Source organism: Microcoleus sp. PH2017_34_RAT_O_A, from assembly GCF_020737885.1.
In the GTDB taxonomy this organism is placed as follows: domain Bacteria; phylum Cyanobacteriota; class Cyanobacteriia; order Cyanobacteriales; family Microcoleaceae; genus Microcoleus.
This window is the reverse complement of the sequence record NZ_JAEQDD010000091.1, coordinates 1-19768: the sequence shown is the minus strand read 5'-3', so window position 1 is coordinate 19768 and position 19768 is coordinate 1. Positions and strand designations below refer to the sequence as shown.

Sequence of the window (19768 nt, the reverse complement as noted above, 5' to 3'; positions counted from 1 at the left end):
CGGTCAAAACCAGCTCAAAGCAAAGCAATTTCAACACCTGATTTTTCCTTGCCCGTATCCGAGTTCAGGAGTTTTAGTTTAAGTATTCGATATGACTCATCCCCTAATCCCACAAATCATTGACTTAGCTACCCCCGTTGCAGAAACACTGGGATTGGAAGTAGTGGGAGCAGTGTTTCACACCAACCAAAATCCTCCCGTCTTGCGGGTAGACATCCGTAACGTCCAGCAAGACACCGGTTTAGCCGACTGCGAGCGGATGAGTACAGCCCTGGAAGTCGAGTTAGAGGCATCCGACATCATCCCCGACGCCTACGTGCTAGAGATTTCCAGTCCCGGAATATCCCGATTGCTCAGCAGCGATCGAGAATTCATTACTTTTAAAGGTTTCCCCGTCACACTCACAGCCACCGAACCCGACTCGCGAATCAAAGAGTGGAAAGGACTACTTGTGGGCAGGGATGAAACAACGGTTTATCTCAATCTAAAAGGGCGACAGGTTAAAATTCCCCGCCCTCAGATTGTCAAAGTTGAACTAGACGAAGGTAAGGAGTAAAAAAGGGGAATTTTGAATTTTGAGTTGTAGGGGCCGTACCCCCGTGTCTGCCCGATTTGAGTTTTGAGATTGCCTCGCAGGAAGCTAAAAATGCTTCGCTGCGAGTTAATTTTTAAGAATCACATCTTTAGCCGCAGGGTTGAAGTAGAACAACCAATAAATTGTTGCAGCACCCAGATACCCTAATGCTATCTTTGTAACTCATCAATCATCAGTTATCACTTTTTTCAACAATTACCGACTGTCAATTACCAATCATCTATTTCCGATCGCAAGTTACGTATTGTCACATCAAAAAAAGGAGTGTTTTATATGTCAATGGTTCCCCTGCGCGGACTCAAAGAAATGATCGAAGGTATTAGCAAAGAGCGAAATTTACCCAAACACGCCGTCCAAGCAGCATTGCGAGAAGCCCTGCTTAAAGGATACGAACGCTACCGCCGCACCCAAAAACTCGACCACTTCAGCGAAGAATACTTCGACAATTTTGATGTAGAATTAGACGCAGAACAAGAAGGTTTTCGCGTTTTAGCTAACAAAACTATTGTCGAAGAAGTCGTCAATCCCGATCACGAAATAGCACTTTCTGAAGTACAAGAAGTAGCCACAGAAGCTCAGCCTGGGAGCATCGTACTCGTAGATGTAACACCCGATCAAAAAGAATTTGGTCGCATGGCAGCCATCCAGACCAAACAAGTCCTGGCTCAAAAACTGCGCGACCAACAGCGCAAAATGATTCAAGAAGAGTTTAAAGATTTAGAAGAAACTGTTCTTCAAGCAAGAGTGCTCAGGTTTGAGAGGCAGTCGGTAATTTTGGCAGTTACCAGCAGCTTCGGTCAGCCGGAAGTAGATGCCGAACTCCCCAAACGCGAACAGTTGCCTAACGACAATTACCGTGCGAACGCTACATTCAAGGTTTATCTCAAAAAAGTAGGCGAAGGTTCTACTAGAGGGCCGCAGTTACTTGTTTCTAGAGCAGACGCCGGTTTGGTGGTTTACCTGTTTGCTAACGAAGTACCAGAAATAGAAGATGGGGTGGTGAGGATTGTCGCCGTAGCTAGGGAGGCAAATCCGCCCTCCCGGCACGTCGGCCCTCGGACTAAAATAGCAGTAGATACTCTCGATCGCGATGTAGACCCCGTAGGAGCCTGCATCGGAGCGCGGGGATCGCGAATTCAGGTAGTAGTCAACGAATTGCGCGGCGAAAAAATAGACGTGATCCGCTGGTCTCCAGATCCTGCAACCTATATTGCTAACGCTCTGAGTCCAGCTAGAGTAGATGAAGTGCGTTTGGTTGCCCCAGAAGGGAGGCGCGCTCACATTTTGGTCGCGGAAGACCAACTGAGTCTTGCCATTGGTAAAGAAGGTCAGAACGTCCGCCTCGCAGCCCGCCTGACCGGTTGGAAAATCGATATCAAAGATATTGCTAAGTACGATCGCGACGCCGAAGACAGCAAACTGGCAGCAGAAGCAAGCAGGCTCGAAGAACTAGCAGGCGACGACTACGACGAAGAGGAAGGATCCGGCTACGACGGCGACGAGGAAACGGCAGAATTTGAGCAAGAGGAGCCAGCCACGGACGAAACCGCAGCCACAGTCTAAACACTGTGACATTCACTTTTATGTTTCTGGCACGGGAGACAAGGAGGACAATTCCCCTATTCCCCCCTCTCCCACTCTCTCAACTCTCCCGGAATCACTAGAAATGAAACCGAACTACCGGTGTTGCACAAGTTGTCGAAAAATAGCTCCTAAGGAAGCTTTTTGGCGAGTAGTCAGGCTCTATCCTTCTCATCAGGTACAATTAGATCGCGGCCTCGGTCGTTCCGCTTACCTTTGTCCGGCGAGCCAATGCCTCAAAGCAGCTCAGAAAAAAAATCGACTTGGGCGATCGCTCAAAGCGCCTGTGTCTGACGAACTGTACCAAACACTTTGGCAGCGTTTAGCCACATCTGACTGTACATCTGACTCGGAATCGATCGGGCACCAAACCGACAATAGTTCGGCCTCGACTGTATAAACCCTCTTGGCAGCCCTACCAGTAATTACCGGTAGCGCCAGCTCTAAAACCCCGATCCGATCTGCCCACCAGTCTGGAAAGATTTGTGTCAGATTAGATAAGGGTAGGGTACTAGCAGAGGTATCCTCAAGGTGGAAAGACAAACTTTAAAGATTGATTTGTGGCAGTTGCCAAAATTCAGACTTGACAGTTCTCGCTTTCCCAAAAAAAACTTGAGAATTCTCCAACCGCAGACTTCAGCGAATTGCATCTTTTAGATAAAATTGCTGAGCGAGTACCAAAACCCCGATTCTTGACACTGAATCAATCACAGCGAATGATGTCGTCATTAGAACAAAAAATCAAAATGTAAAAACTGGTTGGCACAAAAGAGGGCAGAGTGGATGAACAACGGCAAAGTAAGAATTTACGAATTATCACGGGAACTAAATTTGGATAATAAAGACATCTTGGCAGTTTGCGAGCGGCTCAATATTTCAGTAAAGAGCCACAGCAGCACAATTACAGAATCTGAAGCAGAGCGCATTCGCAAAACGGCGGAAAAATACGTAGCCAGCCACTCTACCCCCGGCAAGCCAGCTCCCCCCGAAAGAGCAGCAGCGCCATCTAGAGAATCTGGCCCTCATCCTAACGACCAACAAAAAAAGCAGCAAATTTTAGAAATACGCAGTCCAAAAGTACGGCCGGCTGGTGCTTCGTCCCAGCCCGCAGGCAACGAGGAGCAAAAAAACCAGCCTGGGGCCACCGTGGCCACTCCTCCCAAATCGCCAGCCTCTCAACAACTCCAGCCTCCAGCTAAACCAAATATCAATCGACCTGTACTCTCGAAGCCAAATGTCGCTGGAGCGGCGGCAGCTTCAGAAACAAGCTCGGAAACTGTAGGTGCGATCGCCCCGGAAACAAGCTCCCAGGCTCAAGCACCTGCGACACCTCAACCGCCGTCAGAAAAGGCTCCAGAACGCACCCCCCGCCCGCCGGTCGCCCCTCCAGCGCCGCCAGCAGGGGCAAAACTCACGTCGCCACCAGTCAGAGCGGCGTCCGAGCAGGCTGGCCGCAACCCACAAACTCTGGGAAACAAGCCGGTACTGAAACTGGCCAGAACCGATCAAGACCAATCAGAACAGGGAGAAACTCTGGAAGCGCCGGCGAAACCGAGCCGCCCCAGCAGACCTGCACCATCCGGTAGCGACGCTCAAAGACCTCGCCCAGGTGCTGGTGGGCCAGTGAAAACAGCACTTGCCGATCGACCGCAGCAGGGCGGCCCGCGCCGGAGCCTTGCCCCCGCAACGTCAGCCGCTGGGTTGCGTAGCCGGGGCGGTGACATTTCTGCCACCGGAGAAGACGCAGACGATGACGGAGACGATACGTCGTTGTTGCTGGATACTCTTCTCCTTCCCAAGCCGACTCTGCCAAAGCCAGCCAAAAAGACACAGGTCATTTGGGAAGAAGATGATGACGAAAACTCAGATGCTGCCAAAGCTGCCAAAGCAGCCAAGGCCAAAAATCGTCGCCTCAAACCCATAGACGAGGATGACGATGACTTAGAAAATGGCTTGGATATGCCAGCACCAGTCACCGTCAGCCTGTCTCTAGCCCGCCCAGCTAAGGCGAAGACACAAGCAGCACCCAAGTCAACACCAACTCCGGGCGCACCCGGTAGCAGCGGCAAAAATAAGAGACCGGGCCCTTCTCACGATAAAAGCTCTTCTGGTTCTTCCGGGGGACGCGGCAACCGGGGCAAAACAGCCGAAGCTAAGGTAGAACGTCCAGAAAAGCTGCTGCTGAGCAGACCGATGACCGTTCAAGAACTAGCAGTTACCTTGGCTGTTCCCGAAACCGAAATTATTAAGAGGCTGTTCTCTAAAGGTATTGCGGTCAACATTACCGAAACCCTGGACATTCCAGCGGTGAGAATGGTAGCCGAAGAAATGGGCGTAGAGGTAGAAACCCCAGAAATAGAAGAGCCAGCTACCAAAATCATCGAGATGATCGATGAGGCAGATTTGGAATACCTCCAGCGCCGTCCGCCAGTGGTAACGATTATGGGCCACGTGGATCACGGCAAAACTACTTTGCTAGACTCGATCCGCAAAACCAAGGTCGCTCAGGGAGAAGCTGGGGGTATTACCCAGCACATCGGTGCTTACCACGTGGATGTGGTACACGAAGGCAAGAGCCAGCAGGTGGTATTTTTGGATACGCCCGGTCACGAAGCCTTTACAGCTATGCGGGCTCGCGGTACGCGGGTGACAGACATTGCCATCTTGGTGGTGGCGGCGGACGACGGCGTGCGACCCCAGACAATTGAAGCTATCAGCCACGCGAAAGCGGCGAAAGTGCCAATTGTCGTGGCTATCAATAAAGTTGACAAGGAGGGCGCTCAGCCGGAACGGGTGAAGCAAGAGCTTACTGAGTACGGCTTGGTCGCAGATGACTGGGGCGGCGATGTGACGATGGTTCCAGTCAGCGCTATCCGAGGGGAAAACCTCGATACGCTGTTGGAAATGATTCTGACAGTCGCGGAAATGGAAGACCTCAACGCTAACCCGAACCGAGCGGCTAAGGGTACTGTAATTGAAGCTCACCTCGACAAGGCAAGGGGGCCAGTGGCAACTCTGCTGGTGCAAAATGGCACGCTGCGAGTGGGCGATATTGTGGTCGCAGGCTCTGCTCTGGGCAAGGTGCGGGCGATGATCGACGATCGCGGCGATCGCGTAGACCAAGCAAGTCCATCCTTCGCTGTGGAAGTGCTGGGGCTGCGGGAAGTACCGCAAGCTGGAGATGAGTTTGATGTCTTCGCTAACGAAAAAGAAGCAGCGGCGATCGCCAGCGGAAGAGCTACATCCCAAAGAGATTCGCGTCTACTTCAAGGTGGTCGGATCAGCCTCAGTGGCTTCTCTCAACAAGCTAAGGAAGGCGTTCTTAAGGAACTCAACTTGATCTTGAAGGCAGATGTCCAAGGCTCCCTGGAAGCCATTGTCGGTTCTCTGACCCAACTTCCTCAAAAAGAAGTTCAACTCCGATTGCTGCTATCTGCTCCTGGGGAAATCACAGAAACGGATATTGACCTGGCCTCCGCTAGTAATGCTGTGATTATCGGGTTCAATACTACTCTCGCCACCGGCGCTCGCCAAGCAGCCGACCAAGCGGGCGTAGACGTGCGGGAATACAGCATCATCTACAAACTCTTGGATGATATTCAAGGGGCGATGGAAGGACTGCTGGAACCCGAACTGGTGGAAGAACCTCTGGGTAAGGTGGAAGTGCGCGCTGTCTTCGCGATCGGTCGGGGGGCTGTGGCTGGATGCTACGTACTCGAAGGCAAGGTCATCCGCAACTGTAAGGTGCGGGTGCGCCGGGGCAACAATGTCGTTTACGAAGGTGTCCTTGACTCCCTCAAACGGATGAAGGAAGATGCCAAGGAAGTCAATACTGGCTATGAATGCGGTATTTCCTTGAGCGGGTTTAGCGACTGGGCGGAAGGCGATATTATTGAAGCCTACCGGATGGTTACTAAGCGCCGCACGCTATCTCAATAGTTTTGAGTTGTGAGTGTTGAGTTGGAAGAGAATTTTTGAGTGAAGGCAACTTGCATTGCCGATCGCTCCCAACTATTCTCTTCACTCAATACTCCCAAACTCATCGGACAGTTGACAGTTGACAGTTGACAGTTGGCAGTTGGCAGTTGGCAGTTGGCCGTTGGCAGTTGGCAGAATGAAATTCCTAATCGTCTTTACCCTTGCTGAAAATTCAAAATTTGCTCGCTCAAATAAGAATTACCGAAAGAAACCCGATTTCTGCTCGTAAGTCCTCGGTTTGATCGCTAAATATTTACTCCTCGCACCGGGTTTTAGAGTCAAGAGTGCGTCCAAGAATCTCAAAATTCAAAAGTCAAAACTCATATAGCAGTTCGATCGAAAAATGAGGTACGCTTGGGGTTTTCGGTAATCAGTAATCGGTAATCACCGAAAAGCTTGCGGTTCAAAAGCTGGTGCCGTGCCAATTACCAATTACCAATTACTAATTACCAATTACCAGACATACCTCATCTATTTTAGAAAGGCTATCATTCATAACTAATAATTAATTAAAGTGCGTTCTTTTTGGTCAGATCCTTTCTTGTGGATTCACCTTTCTGGGGTGGCTGCATTGCCGCTTTTCCTGGGACTGTGCTTGCTGGGACTCGCAGTGGGTTCTCCCACGCTCTCTGTCTGGTTAGAAGTGTTTTTAGTGGCTGTAGCAGGTATTGTTCCTGTGCTGTGGATGCAGTGGTTCCGCCCTTTTTACATTTTTAGTATTTTAGTCGTGGCCGTGAAACCGCAGAATTTAACTTCTGTGCAGCAGCAGATGCTGACTCGGTTTAAAACTAAATTAAATCAAGGAATTGCTCTTTTTATCGCTGTTTTGCTGGCAGTAATTTTGTGGCAGCTATATCGATTTGCTCCCCTTGCTGCTGGGGTGGCTCCCTTTCCTCCTTCCTGGCGGTGGGCTGGGTTGTTGTTGGCAGTTGCTGCTTTTTTAGCTAGCAATTTGTTTTTGCAGGTGTCTGCTAGTGTGATGGCTGTTTTGCTGACGCCGGAATCAGAATTTGCAGCGACAAAGCCTCATGTATTAGAAAACATTAGGCAGGATTTTACGATCGCACCTTGGCAAGTCGATCGACTTTTGCCAGCTTTTGCGGGCGAGACAACTGTCACTCCGGCTGCACCCGCAGAGTCAATGCCACCAGCAGAAGGCATCAAGAATGCGTCATCCAGCAGTACAGTCAACTCAGAACCTGCGGACACCAACGGCCCTACATCCCTAACCCAACAGTCGATCGAAAAGTGAAATAAAAAATTAATATCGACATAATTGTAGTTTAAGCTACTTTATTTGCGACAGATGTATGCAGTAAAAAAAATAGGTAATGCTCCGGCTCAGATAAAGATTATTAATACTCTTAATATTTAATATTTAATCGCAGGTTGTGGCTATTTTATATTGGCTATTTGGAGAAAAGAATCTATAATAGAGAGAGTCAAGGTAAGCTTTCAATCCTTACAGGGAATTCAAACAGAGGTATAACAATATGGCGAATTATCTACCGATCGCACAAGAACCTCAAGCCGCAGAGCCGATCGAGCTGTGCGAAGATTCTGAAATCTGGGGCAGCCTCAAATCCGCGATCGGGGCAAGTTCAGGGTTTCAACGCTGGCAGCTAGAACTCAATTTTGAGAGTCAACAGCAAAATTTCACCATCGATCAGCAGGTTCGATCCTATCTGCGGGAAACTTTAGAAACTTTGGCTTACTGAGCGTAGCAAAACCAGAGATTGTCATAGTTTGTGAAATTCAACGTCAAATTCCGCCCTATCCCCTCCAATATGCTATGGGAGTTAACTCTCAACTTCGGAGTTCAAATTGCAGGGGAGAGTATTTCTCCTACATAAGATTTATCTCAAGCGAACCAGAGTAAAGGGAAATCGGCAAATGCTTCGTTGTAACGCTGCCAAATTTGCTTCCGGCGCTGCAATTAGGGGGCGACTTGTTTGAGTTGATGAATGCCGATCGCAGCTTGCAGATCCATCATATTGTATTTAAAACCGATTTCCACCACTTGATAGTGCTTGTAACCCGAGTCGCCGAAGCGATTCCAAGCATCTTTGCTCATACCGTGCAGCGCTAAAATTTTCAGCCTGTTAGCGTCTTCTTGACGGCGGGCGAGAATCATGCCTCCTTCACCCGTGGTGATGTTTTTGGTGACATAAAAGCTGAAGCATCCAAAGTCACCAAATGTGCCTGCTTTCTTTCCCTTGTACTCTGTTTCGATCGCGTGAGCGCAGTCTTCAATCAACTTCAAATTGTGACGGCTAGCAATCTCACACAGCGCATCCATATCGCAGGGACAACCGGCGAAGTGAACCGGTAAAATTGCTTTAATTCTCGAAGTTATTTTAGCTTCGACTTCAGCCGGGTTAATATTCATTGTCACCGGATCTACATCTGCCAGTATCGGTGTTGCTCCGGGGTGGACGATCGCATTAACTGTAGCGCAAAAAGTCATCGGAGTAGTAATGACTTAATCCCCGGGTTTTACCGAAGCAGCGAGGATGCTCAAGTGCAGTGCCACCGTACAAGAGTTGACTGCGATCGCGTGTTCGGAATCCTTGTAAGCTTTGAAGCCATTTTGAAAAGTCATGACTTTCGGGCCTGTACCCAACCAACCTGTTTTCATGGTTGAGACCACTTCTTGAATTTCCGCATCTTCGATCGCCGGAGCGCCAAAAACCAAGAAACGGTCTTTTGAACGAATAGGATTGTTATTCATGTTGGTAGTTTTATTCAATTAAGTAAATAGAGCTGATGGAGTGAAACTCTACTACCCTCAAATTTTCGATGACCCTAAAAATTGTGATTTTATTTGATTTGAGATGCTGTCAATTAATCCTGTTTCTTAACCCTGTGTATCTTTAACTTGTTTAGTCAAGAATTTTAGGGAATTCGTTGCCTAATAACACCTGTCATAGCACGAGATTAAATGACAGGCTGTTTTTCTGCAAGTCCCTAACTTTGATATGATTGCTCTATCCTAAGCCACATAATCTGCTATGTCCACCCATTTATTTGACAGTTGACAGTTGACAGTTGACAGTTTGAGAGCGACCTCTACCCTTAAGTCCGAGGATTGGAGTAATGAATAGTCTGATTTTCATTTCTCCCTCAAAGGCTTGGGGCTTTCAACCAATTCTTTCTGGTAAAAGGTCTTGCCTGCATTTTTTTGCGAAATATTCCTTAACGAATAAACAGTTATACGGAGAGTATATTCATTTTTTTAGTAAACTATCGAACATCGATTCCGAGACTTCTTTGAGAGTCAAGTTCTACAGTTTTAAATTTGAGATTTGAGAATTGGGAATGACTGATTCTCGTCATGTTGGGAGTTTGCCAGCAGTTACATTGTTTTACAGTCGGGTTAAAAATCAGGCAAGTTTTGCACAAATCTAGTGTGACTGCGCTGTAATTTATGTAGCTTTAGAAAAATTGTGCGATCGCACAAATCAACCGCTGCTCACAAAATCCCCTACAATCTAGGCAGGCGAATCTTGTTTAAAATGTCTTGCAGCCGTTCTGAAGCGCCACCAAATTGTTCAGACAAAGCTACAAGTTTGCCGTAAGCTTCAACTAAGCGATCGCCCTCAACATTAACCTCTGGAGCAGGATAATTCTTCATCGCTTCCAGCAGCGTAATCTCGTTATCATTAGTTGCCGACAGCACCAAGGCCTCGCGCAAAGCTTCTCGATTTGCTTTCCCAGAAGGAGTGCGAATTACCTGACCCACTTCATCGAGAATTATTTCCCCAACTTTACTGTTGAGCGTCCGATCCAACAAGCTTTGACTAACTTTCACCGGTCTCATCAGACTGCGGCGAACCACTTCCGGGTCTTTTTTTGCCTTTCCCAGCAGCATTTCTAGCCCGGGTGACATTTTCCCAGTTTCTGCAAAAATTTCTAATTCGCTGACTGGTAAAGTCATTCGGATCGCACTGTATTTGAGGACTACCTTTTCGGCCGCCGCCGCCACACTGCTGTAAAGTACGATTCCCACACCTGCGGCTAAAAATAACGTCCACCGCCCTTTGCAAAATGACTTGCTCATAGTAAAATATTCCAACTTTTTTGTCTAATTAGACTTTGACACATTTGGCAATCACCCGCTCCTAGCAAAATACCCAACGCCAACTCTTCTATCAGTGAAGGCTGGCGCTGGGCTTAAATTTATTTAATATATTTAGGGTCTTTATGAAAGCTGACCCCAATTGAACGAGTTAGAAGCGGTTTATGATTAGGATCTTTAAATTTGCTGACCCCAATTGAACCCACCTACCTATAATGACAGGGATCGATCGCAAACCAGGGTTTCGTAATACTTTCTTTATAATTATAACTTTTCCTTGCCTCAGATATCTTTTTGTGTAGATTTGTAAACCTTTGTTACTTCGACTTGGGCGATCGTGCTGCGGCGCGTTGCTCCAGGCGAAACAGGAACACCATCAGAGCCACGACTCCGACTTGGAGGGCAAAATTGGGTAAAGCAGAGCCAATTTCCCGGCCCGAGGCAATTTTCGCGAGGAAAACTACACCGCCGATAAAGCCCGAAGCGCCACAAGCTACGTACACAAACTGTCGCAGAGGCCGGTAGGGAGTGGCCATTTCTGCGGTTAAACGCTCGTATTGTTGGCGGCTGAGGTTGCGCGGGTTTTTTGGGATGTAAGGGCGATCGTCAGAATTTGGGGCTGCCATAAATTTAGAGAATAGGTGAATTAGGATACTTGACAAAAAACTCGGTTGCAGGTATAATTATATGCTGCAAAATACTGCCCAAAAACCAAATTTTTGTGACTGGTGTGTCAGTCCAATGAATATTAGGTAGGGTACAACAAATATCTCACAAGTTCCGGAATAAATCATCGCTGAATCAACATCACAACTGTCTGCAAACAGCCGACAAAAACGCCCAAAATCCCTCCTAAATTGACAATTCCCTGCAACTCGCTTTTGACAATTCCCTGAATTGCTAGCTCCAACTCTTCGGGAGAAGTGCCTTTTACTCGATCGATAATTACCTGGTCGATATTCAAAATCGGGATAGCCTGAGCTACAATATTTTCTAAATCCCGCTCTAGATAGCGATCTAACACCAAAGCCAGTTCTTTGCTCACAATTTCTAGGGAAGCGCTCATCACCGCTGAAGTTTGCAATCGATTGAGAATCAACCGCGAAATATTTTCCCAGTCAATAGATTTGCTCAACCCGTCAAGTACCTCTGTACCCCGCTCCTGAACGTAGCTGCGAACACTGTCGCGCATAGTTTTTCGCAATTGTCTCACCGTCGAAACCGGTAAGTTTTGCATCGACAAATTTTGCAGCCATTCCTGAAGTCGCCCGCGAATTCCCAAGGAAACCGTTAACTCTGCTAGCCGCTGATTTGTGACTTGTCTGTCATCCAGACAAAAAGTCCGCAGCCGAGTTAAAGTGTTACGCAAACCAAACAAATTGGCTACTACCCAATAAGTGCCGCTGGTTTTTTCTCGAAATCCTTCGTCGATGATCGAAATATTGCGATCGGTCAAAAAGTCAATCAAAGCCTGCCGCAGCACTTCTGGCGGTATTACTACCTGCAACAGCCAATCAGACAACTGACCAGCTTGAGAGTCAGTTAGCTGAATTTCCAGCAAAACTTGGTCAAAAATTTGATTTAGCTGAGCTTCTAAAAAATCTTCCCGGCGCGCCAAAACTTTGAGAATTCGCGGCACAGATTCCCCGAGCAAGTCTCGGAGAATGTTAGCAAGAATTTTAGCAGTTTTTTGCTCTGTGTCTGCCTTTACTTGATCCAGGGCCAACTGCAACAGCCAGAGAATTACTGACTGCATCCGCTCAGTTTGAAGGAGGCGGCGCGCCAAGTTTTGCAGTTCCTGCGGCGTCAGCAGCGAACCCATGATTGTGTCGGAAATTCGCTTAGCCAAGCGCTCTTGGTTGCGGGGAATCAAGCCGGGAGTGAAAGGCAACTGCCGCCCTTTGATGTAAATAGCTCGATAGGGGCGGAACAGCATTTTGATAGCTATATCGTTAGTGAAATAGCCAATAATTCCTCCCACTACAGGCGGGGCTAACAACAGCCAAAGTTCAGAGGGATTCATCAATTATTGGGAAATTGGGAATTGGGCATGGGGCATTGGTTATTAGTTATTAGTTATTAGTTATTAGTTATTGGTTATCGGTTATTGGAAAATGGAACAACAAGTAACAAGTAACAAGTAACAAATAACTAATAGCAACTGTCAACTGTCAACTGTCAACTGTCAACTGACTAACACCAATACTCCCATCATAGCTCCGGCAATGGGATAGTGGGTGGCGGTGGCAAATCCGGCTTGGCGGGCGATCGCGACTTGCTGCTCGCCGATCGGGAATTTTTCTAAACTAGGATTAATGTAGGCATATTCTTGAGTCATGCCAAATTGCTGAGCAATGGGAACCACGAGAGTATCTAGATAAAACTGCTGAAAGCTCCGCATCAGGGAATTGCTGGGGCGGTGGAGGTCGAGAATAGCAGCCTTTGCGCCCGGTTTGAGGACGCGGTGCAATTCCTGAAGACTGCGGGGGATATCCGTCACGTTACGCAAGCCGTAACCCATGGTGGCGCAGTCGAAGTAATTGTCGGCAAAAGGCAAGTCTAGGGCGTCAGCTTCTACCCAGGTAATGGGACTTGCAGGAGTGAGAAAAGGTCGATCGCGCTTACCTGCAACGGCCAATTGTTCAGCAGAAAAATCTACTCCAAATACCGAACCGGTAGGCCCTGCTTGTTTTGCCAGCAGCAAAGCTATATCGCCGCTGCCGCAGCACAAGTCTAAACAAGTATTTCCGGGGCCCGCACAGCTCCATTGCACCGTCATTTGCTTCCAAATCCGGTGCTGCCCCAAGCTTAACCAGTCGTTCAATTGGTTGTAAACTGGTGCAATTCGATTAAATATAGTTTTAATTTCTTCTGCGTTATTAGTCATTGGTGATTAGTTATTAGTTATTAGTTATTGGTTATTTGTGATTAGTTATTAGTTATTTGTTATTTGTTTGTTACGAATGACTGTTGACTGTTGACTACTAACAACTGACCACTGCTTTCCTAACAACTGTCAACTGTCAACTGTCAACTGTCAACTAATTAATCACCCTGAAAACTCGTCAATACCAAAGCAACTTGTTGAGCGGCGAGGTGAACTGTTGTGAGTTCGTCGGGGCGCAGGGAACAAGGTTGCTTCCACTGAAGGGATATCAGGGCGATCGATCGACCTTTGTGAATCACCGGAACAGCCAAGTGAGCTTGAATGCCCGATTTTTGGTAGTGTGGCAGACTCGCTAGGGCTGCGTCGCTGGCAATATTCACAGCACCCTGAATAGCTTGAGAGGAAATCGCTTCTAGAACCAGAGGGTCATCTGCCAGCCAATTTTCCACAGTTTTACCGCTGGTGTGAGTGCCTTGAGCCGGCATTAAAGCAGTGCCTTCGACCAGTTGCAAAATGCAAATATCAGCCAAAAAATTATCGCTCACAGCAATAGCAATTGGGTCTAAAGTTGCTTCCAGACTCGGATAATCCACAGCGGTTTGCATGATGGTTGCTAACAGTTGTATTTGATTTTGGGCGCGATGCAATTCCTCAGTCCGCTGCTTGAGAACTTCATAAGTCTCGGCCGCCTTTTGCACCACCATTTTCAATTCGTTCGGGTCCCAAGGCTTGGTGATATACTTGTAAACCTGTCCGGAGTTAATCGCATCCACCAAGTCTTCAATATCCGTAAAACCAGTCAAGATAATTCTGACCGTATTCGGAAACTGCGGCACGGTTTTGCTGAGAAATTCCGTTCCCTTCATTTCTGGCATCCGCTGGTCGGAAATGATGACGGCGACCTCGCCCTCAATGGCGAGGACTTCCAAGGCGCGAATCCCGCTCTCAGCTTTGAGCACGTTAAAATCTCGTCGAAAAGTGCGGTAGAGTAAATCCAGATTGTCTGGTTCATCGTCTACTACCAGCATTTTGGGTTTTTTTGGTCGGTGTAGTGTCATGAGCTGGCGTTTAATTTGATCGAGCTCTGGAATGGCATTATCCATAACAATACGATAAACTCCCCTTTGTAAATTTAGGCGAGCAACTATTCTGTAACAATAGTCTCATAACTCCCTTACCATAAATCTATCGCTCTCCCGCGACACGAGCCTTGCTAGTATCCAATTACACATAACTCAACGCTGATTTTTGATTCAATTATGACTGATACACCGCAAGATTCTTCCCCTTCTAAACCTGCACCCTCCACTGATGCTGTGGATGTGGAAAAGTTAATTCGATCGCTCCGCCGCAAGGAAGGCACCTGGGTAGAGTGGGGACAAGCCTGCACGGCACTGTTGCAAGCGGGCTGCAACTCTCAGCAGATTTTTGAACAAACTGGTTTTGAGCCTATTCAACAAAATCAGGTCGGCGTTGCAGCACAAGTTTACACCAGCATGGTCAATGCTGGTGCTTCGGAGGAAGTTCGATCGCACTTTCTGCGGAAAGGTAGTGATATTTTATACGAGTTTCGGATTCTCTCGCAAGCAGAGCGAGCCGGAGCGGCAGCTTTGATGTTGGCCCACAATTTGGATGTTGATGATTCCCGCCAAGTTGCTAAGGCGATGAAGGAGTTTTCGCACTTCGGGAGTCTCCCGCAGGGGTTCACAGACACTCCTGGGGATGCTGTAGCTTACCAGTGTTGGCAGTTGGCGAGACAAAAAAGCGATTTGCAAGAGCGATCGCGCTTAATTGCTCGCGGTTTAAAATTAGCTAGCAGCCAAACTGCTAGGGCGCAAATCGAGCAATTGTTGGTGGATTTTACTGTAGTTCCGAGACGGGAAGCGCCTCGTTTACCAGTTTACAGGCTCGATACCGAGGAACAACTGCCTCGGATTGTCCCGGTTGTAGGCAAATTGCCACTTTCTACGTCAGATTTGCTGGCAGTGCCTTTGCCGGAGGAAATCGAGCCGTTTCGCATGGTAAAATTTTCCGGAGCTGGAGCTTGGGTGGCGATTCCCGGATGGCAGGTAATTTTGAACGCGGAAGATCCGGTGGCGGTTTTGGAAATGAGCGATCGACTGCCGGTACCGCTGCAAGGTAAAGTTGAAGAAGTTTTGATTATTGCCGATCGCGCCCAAAGACAGTGGGATGCTGAGAGTTATTTCCTCGCCGATAACGGGGGGAATCTAGAATTGCAGTGGTTTGAAACATCCCCGCAGTTGTCGATTTTGGGGCGAGTTGTTTTGGTGATGCGTCCGAAGAAGATTGTGGATGAAGATTATACCAAAGATGGATGGCAAATTGACGATTAGTCAGTTGGCAGTTGACAGTTGGCAGTTGACAGTTGACAGTTGACAGTTGACAGTTGACAGTTGACAGTTGACAGTTGACAGTCATTGGTAGGGTGTGTCGCGAGCGAAAATTCCTAAACAAAGATTGACAATCTCACCGCGACGCACCTTATATTATCTGCGATTCTGAATTTGGGCAGGAGTTGCACAACTGTTACATTAAATCAAAAAGGTACGTAGTTGCGCTTTAGCGCTCTTTCATAGATATACGCAAAGAGCGCTGAAGCGCAACTACGTACCTAAAGATTAAATCCCATAAAAGTACCTGTTGCGTTCAGAAGTGCTGGGAATGATATCAAGTGCGATCGCAATATTTCGGTGCTTGGTGCGTCGCTAGCTAATGACAAGTAAGAGTAAGAGGGCGGGCACGGGGGCACCGCCCCTACCAATGCCCAATGCCCAATGCCCAATGCCCGATGCCCCATGCCCCATGACTAATTTGTAGCAGGCGGTTTCGGTTCTTGAACTTTCGGAACTGAATGCTGTTTCTTAAATCGAATTATACCATAAGTCGCCGCCCCAATTACTACGAAATAAGGACTGTAAGCCAACAGCCAAATGCCCAAAGCAAACAAACCTAAAGTTAATTCGCCCACAGAATGAGTCGCTTGTCCCCAAGTTTCCTGCACCCGCAAGCCGAGAGAAGGTTCCGGTTCTTGCTGGGCCGAGACTGCTGCTTCTAGAGTTAAACTAATAGTCGAATAGGCTACTTGATTCCGCAAACTTTTTAACTGAGCGTCGATGCGCTCGATCGACTCCCGAATCGTACTCAACTGCTGAGAAGCTTTGAGTACGTCGCCAACAGAGCCGGATCGCTCCATAATTTTTAACACAACTTCCTCGGATTTTCGCAGGTTGCGGAGCCTAGCCTCGCTGTCAACTAATTGATCGCTAACATCCTCAGCCGTCAGCCCTCGGTTTTCGACACTTCCGAGTTTTGTTAAAGCATTTAAAGTAGTTTCTAACTTTTCTTGAGGTACCCGAATCTGCATAGTTGCGGTTTGGCGCACGCTAGAATCCGGCGGCTTTTGGTTTTGGAAAGCCAAGATATCGCCTTGCTGTTTTTTCACAATCTCGGTGACAGATTTAGTGCTGCTGTCAATAGATTTGACAACTACACTGAGTTCGGCTTTTTTAATCAGTTGGGGAGCAGTTGCTGGAGTTTCTGCGGCTGGTTTTTTTGCGGTGTCAGCAGCAACTTTTGACGCTGCGCCTCCGGGTGTGCTTACAGGTGCGGGTTCGGATTGGGGAGCAGATGCGGCAATTTGCTTTTCGGCGCTGCGGGATGAAGCAAAGCCGTTTGTGGAGCCGCTGGGGGAGGAAGTTGCACAGCTTGGTAAAGCAATGGCTGAGGATAAAGTTAAGAATGCTACAACTGCAAAGCGAGTTGTGCTGTTGTTGGCTGGGTTTGGCTGGTGTGGTGGAAAATTGGTTTTGAGGTGAGTTTTCATTGGGGATTTTTCCTATAAAAAGGCTTGGGTATTGAATTTTATGCTGGTTTTAATTTAAGCTCGCATAGATAGGGTTTGTTGAGCCGATACCAAAATGGAAACGGTAGAGTTAAACAGTTGACAGTTGACAGTTGACAGTTGACAGCGAAGTGATAAGAGCGGAGATTTAAACTCCGTTCTTATCACAATCTGCCTTCATGCTGGGGCTTCAAACCCTTGCTATTCGGTGAATTTTTGGGGATTTTTAACCGCAGATAAACGCGGATAAACGCGGATGTAATTATGACTGATGAATTTGATACTGATTTTAGTCGATCGACTGCCGAGATCGATCGCCCGAACAGCACTTTCTCCGAGTTAGATCCCGCCGCGCTTTTGGCTGCCGCTTGCGGTAAAATTCGCGACAGCTTGCGTGCGGGCCAGCACGAGATGGCGGATTGGGCGGGCGGCCCCCTTGCGGTTTCGGCGGTTCCAGGGGCCGGGAAGTCTACAGGAATGGCTGCTGCGTCGGCAATTGCGATCGCCCGCAATCGACTTAACAACCGCCGTCAGTTAATTGTGGTGACGTTTACGCGATCGGCTGCTGCTAATATTAAAGCTAAAATTCGGGAAAGATTGGCACAATTGTCTTTATACCAAGGCGGTTTTGCCGTACACACTTTGCACGGTTTAGCTTTAAATATTGCGATGCGCCATCCCGATTTGTCGGGTTTAAATCTCGAAAATTCGACGTTAGTCACTCCAACTCAAAGTCACCGCTTAATTCGCACTTGTGTAGAACTTTGGATCGCGGAAAATCCGCGCAGATATCAAGTTTTGTTGGAAGGACAACAATTTGATGGAGAAGAAACGGAGAGATTGCGGCGACAATCGGTTTTGCGGACAGAGATTTTGCCGCAGTTAGCTAAAACTGTGATTCACGAGGCGAAATCTTCGGGTTTATCTCCCGAAGAGTTATTAAAAATGGGCGATATTAATTCTGGCGATGGTTATGAAATTTTAGCGGTAGCCGGCGGTTTATATCAAAAATATCAGGCTTTGTTGAGAAGCCGGGAATTCATCGATTATGACGAGATGATTTTAGCAGCTTTGCGGGTGTTGGACAATCCGGGAGCCAGGGCGATGGAACAAAAGCAAGTATTTGCCGTGTTTGAGGATGAAGCGCAAGACTCGACACCTTTACAGACTGAGCTTTTGAAAATATTAGCTCAAGATCCCGATCGTCCTAATTCACCTCCTAATTTTATCAGAGTTGGCGACCCAAATCAAGCAATTAATTCTACCTTTACTCCCGCCGATCCGATTTATTTTAACCAATTCTGTGACGAATGCGAAGTTGAAAACAAGTTGGCGACAATGGACGGTGCAGGCCGCAGTAGCCAGATCATTATTGATGCAGCTAACTTTATGTTGCAATGGGTAAACCGCTCAGAATTAGCGGGAACCGAACAGCCTTTTCGATCCCAAACTATCAAGCCAGTTCCCAGCGATGACCCGCAGCAAAATGCCAATCCTGCCCCCATAGGTCGAGGCTTAGAATTGCATACTCCCCGCGATATTTACCAGACAGTTGAGTTAATTGGAAAGCGGGTAATTGAGTTAGTAGAGGAATTTTTACCTGCGGATTTTGTCTGGGAAAGTCACGAGCAAAATATTCAATCGGGCAGTGAATCGAGGGATGAAGAAAATCGCCCTAAATTGCCAGTAGAAAATCTAAAATCAATGGCTGTTTTAGTGCGGGAAAACAAACAAGGCAAGTTTATCAAAGAAGTCCTAGAAAATCCGGAAAAACACGGATTGAGCTGCGATTTACGCAAATACGGGATTAAAATTGAGGATGTCGGGGAACGAGACAGACATTCTCAAGTACCTTGGGAAATATTAACATTGCTGCAATTTCTCGATCGCCCGCACTCACCAGATTACCTCAAAGCAGCCTTAAAGATTTTGAGCGATCGACAACTCATCCCCAAACAAGACTACAATGCCTTTGCCACCAGCCCCGAACAATTCCTCTACCCAGGCCCGCTAGACCCCCAGCAGTCAGATCCAGTCCGCAAATGCCGTTATTTTTGCTGCGGTTTGCTGCAAGCACGTTTAGAACTGCCGCCCTACCAAATCATCTCATTCTTAGCCTTAGCCCTGCAATACGACCAAACAGAATTAGCCACCGCCGACAAATTAGCAGAACGGGTAGCAATCCAAACAGCCGGTAACAATTCAATGAGCAATATTTTGGGAGTGCTGGGCGAAATTGTTAGTTCAGAAAGATTTGAGCCTGTAGATGCAGATGACAAAATAGAAGAACGCTACACCAGCAAAGGTCAACTAACAATTATTACCATGCACAAAGCTAAAGGATTAGATTGGGATTGTGTATTTTTACCATTTTTGCACGACCAAACAATCCCCGGAAGTTTGCGAGTTTTGCCACAAACTAGATTTTTAGGAGATTTCACTTTAGCAGAGGTAGCAAGAGCGCAAATTCGAGCCAGTTTGCACGAAAAACATCCTTTACCAAATCTGGGCGAAGCGTGGGAACAAGCAGGTTATTTGAAAACAGCAGAAGAGTTTCGATTGCTATATGTAGCAATGACGCGGGCCAAAAGTTTGCTGTGGATGGCCGCGGCGAAGAAAGGGCCTTTTACTTGGAACAAACCCGAGAATTTGCAAGAGCAAAAACCTTGTCCGGTGATGCCTGTTTTGAAACAGCAATTTCCGGGAAATGTGATGTTGTAAAATAGATTTTTGGAACGAACCGCGAACTCCGCAAACTTGGAGAACAAAAGCTCGATCAAAAAAACA

The 19768-nt window shown here is 47.5% G+C and carries 14 protein-coding genes and 1 pseudogene; 8 read left to right on the top strand and 7 right to left on the bottom strand.

Annotation, left to right across the window (positions count from 1 at the left end; translation table 11 throughout):
* The first annotated feature begins 91 nt into the window (after positions 1–91).
* From rimP to JGK11_RS25375, 6 genes are all read left to right on the top strand, one after another.
* Positions 92–556, top strand: coding sequence for a ribosome maturation factor RimP (gene rimP / locus JGK11_RS25400; RefSeq protein WP_293184754.1), 465 nt, complete (start codon positions 92–94; stop codon positions 554–556).
* Between the two features lie 312 nt (positions 557–868).
* Positions 869–2158, top strand: coding sequence for a transcription termination factor NusA (gene nusA, locus JGK11_RS25395; RefSeq protein WP_293184751.1), 1290 nt, complete (start codon positions 869–871; stop codon positions 2156–2158).
* Positions 2159–2261: 103 nt separating this feature from the next.
* Positions 2262–2576 (top strand): YlxR family protein, encoded by a 315-nt coding sequence (locus JGK11_RS25390; protein ID WP_293148638.1) that lies wholly within the window; start codon positions 2262–2264, stop codon positions 2574–2576.
* A gap of 383 nt (positions 2577–2959) precedes the next feature.
* Positions 2960–6115, top strand: coding sequence for a translation initiation factor IF-2 (infB, locus tag JGK11_RS25385; RefSeq protein WP_293184749.1), 3156 nt, complete (start codon positions 2960–2962; stop codon positions 6113–6115).
* A gap of 553 nt (positions 6116–6668) precedes the next feature.
* The gene (locus tag JGK11_RS25380; protein WP_293193669.1) at positions 6669–7406 is read left to right on the top strand and encodes a low-complexity tail membrane protein; all 738 of its coding nucleotides are present in this window, start codon (positions 6669–6671) and stop codon (positions 7404–7406) included.
* Positions 7407–7647: 241 nt separating this feature from the next.
* A complete protein-coding gene (locus JGK11_RS25375; RefSeq protein ID WP_293184744.1) occupies positions 7648–7872 on the top strand; it encodes a hypothetical protein in 225 nt (74 codons plus the stop codon).
* Positions 7873–8090: 218 nt separating this feature from the next.
* On the opposite strand, the pseudogene JGK11_RS25370 reads toward JGK11_RS25375, so the two are convergent.
* The 6 genes and pseudogenes from JGK11_RS25370 to JGK11_RS25345 all read right to left on the bottom strand — a co-directional run bounded on the left by JGK11_RS25370 (position 8091) and on the right by JGK11_RS25345 (position 14222).
* Positions 8091–8885, bottom strand: a pseudogene (locus JGK11_RS25370) (DegT/DnrJ/EryC1/StrS family aminotransferase).
* Between the two features lie 753 nt (positions 8886–9638).
* Entirely contained in the window at positions 9639–10214 is a 576-nt protein-coding gene (locus tag JGK11_RS25365; protein ID WP_293184742.1) for an alpha/beta hydrolase, read from the bottom strand.
* A 335-nt stretch (positions 10215–10549) separates the two neighbouring features.
* Positions 10550–10858, bottom strand: a complete 309-nt coding sequence (locus JGK11_RS25360; protein ID WP_293184740.1) for a DUF3493 domain-containing protein — start codon at positions 10856–10858, stop codon at positions 10550–10552.
* A 164-nt stretch (positions 10859–11022) separates the two neighbouring features.
* Positions 11023–12255, bottom strand: coding sequence for a DUF445 family protein (locus JGK11_RS25355; protein ID WP_293184738.1), 1233 nt, complete (start codon positions 12253–12255; stop codon positions 11023–11025).
* A 162-nt stretch (positions 12256–12417) separates the two neighbouring features.
* On the bottom strand, positions 12418–13119 hold the full coding sequence (gene ubiE / locus JGK11_RS25350) for a bifunctional demethylmenaquinone methyltransferase/2-methoxy-6-polyprenyl-1,4-benzoquinol methylase UbiE (RefSeq protein WP_293184736.1): 702 nt from the start codon (positions 13117–13119) through the stop codon (positions 12418–12420).
* Positions 13120–13277: 158 nt separating this feature from the next.
* On the bottom strand, positions 13278–14222 hold the full coding sequence (locus JGK11_RS25345; RefSeq protein ID WP_293184734.1) for a response regulator: 945 nt from the start codon (positions 14220–14222) through the stop codon (positions 13278–13280).
* A 156-nt stretch (positions 14223–14378) separates the two neighbouring features.
* Here JGK11_RS25345 and JGK11_RS25340 point away from each other — a divergent pair, with 156 nt between their 5' ends.
* On the top strand, positions 14379–15473 hold the full coding sequence (locus JGK11_RS25340) for a RuBisCO accumulation factor 1 (protein ID WP_293184732.1): 1095 nt from the start codon (positions 14379–14381) through the stop codon (positions 15471–15473).
* A gap of 473 nt (positions 15474–15946) precedes the next feature.
* Here JGK11_RS25340 and JGK11_RS25335 read toward each other — a convergent pair whose 3' ends face one another.
* Entirely contained in the window at positions 15947–16963 is a 1017-nt protein-coding gene (locus tag JGK11_RS25335) for a DUF4349 domain-containing protein (protein ID WP_293213310.1), read from the bottom strand.
* 282 nt (positions 16964–17245) lie between these two features.
* Between JGK11_RS25335 and JGK11_RS25330 the strand changes: the two genes are divergently transcribed.
* Entirely contained in the window at positions 17246–19702 is a 2457-nt protein-coding gene (locus JGK11_RS25330) for an ATP-dependent helicase (protein ID WP_293193648.1), read from the top strand.
* Positions 19703–19768: the final 66 nt, after the last annotated feature.

What these genes read in the sequence shown, in the direction of transcription:
- rimP (WP_293184754.1), top strand. Translation starts at nt 92, where the DNA reads ATGACTCATCCCCTAATCCCACAAATCATTGACTTAGCTACCCCCGTT.
- nusA (WP_293184751.1), top strand. Translation starts at nt 869, where the DNA reads ATGTCAATGGTTCCCCTGCGCGGACTCAAAGAAATGATCGAAGGTATT.
- JGK11_RS25390 (WP_293148638.1), top strand. Translation starts at nt 2,262, where the DNA reads ATGAAACCGAACTACCGGTGTTGCACAAGTTGTCGAAAAATAGCTCCT.
- infB (WP_293184749.1), top strand. Translation starts at nt 2,960, where the DNA reads ATGAACAACGGCAAAGTAAGAATTTACGAATTATCACGGGAACTAAAT.
- JGK11_RS25375 (WP_293184744.1), top strand. Translation starts at nt 7,648, where the DNA reads ATGGCGAATTATCTACCGATCGCACAAGAACCTCAAGCCGCAGAGCCG.
- JGK11_RS25365 (WP_293184742.1), bottom strand. Translation starts at nt 10,214, where the DNA reads ATGAGCAAGTCATTTTGCAAAGGGCGGTGGACGTTATTTTTAGCCGCA.
- JGK11_RS25360 (WP_293184740.1), bottom strand. Translation starts at nt 10,858, where the DNA reads ATGGCAGCCCCAAATTCTGACGATCGCCCTTACATCCCAAAAAACCCG.
- JGK11_RS25355 (WP_293184738.1), bottom strand. Translation starts at nt 12,255, where the DNA reads ATGAATCCCTCTGAACTTTGGCTGTTGTTAGCCCCGCCTGTAGTGGGA.
- ubiE (WP_293184736.1), bottom strand. Translation starts at nt 13,119, where the DNA reads ATGACTAATAACGCAGAAGAAATTAAAACTATATTTAATCGAATTGCA.
- JGK11_RS25345 (WP_293184734.1), bottom strand. Translation starts at nt 14,222, where the DNA reads ATGGATAATGCCATTCCAGAGCTCGATCAAATTAAACGCCAGCTCATG.
- JGK11_RS25340 (WP_293184732.1), top strand. Translation starts at nt 14,379, where the DNA reads ATGACTGATACACCGCAAGATTCTTCCCCTTCTAAACCTGCACCCTCC.
- JGK11_RS25335 (WP_293213310.1), bottom strand. Translation starts at nt 16,963, where the DNA reads ATGAAAACTCACCTCAAAACCAATTTTCCACCACACCAGCCAAACCCA.
- JGK11_RS25330 (WP_293193648.1), top strand. Translation starts at nt 17,246, where the DNA reads ATGACTGATGAATTTGATACTGATTTTAGTCGATCGACTGCCGAGATC.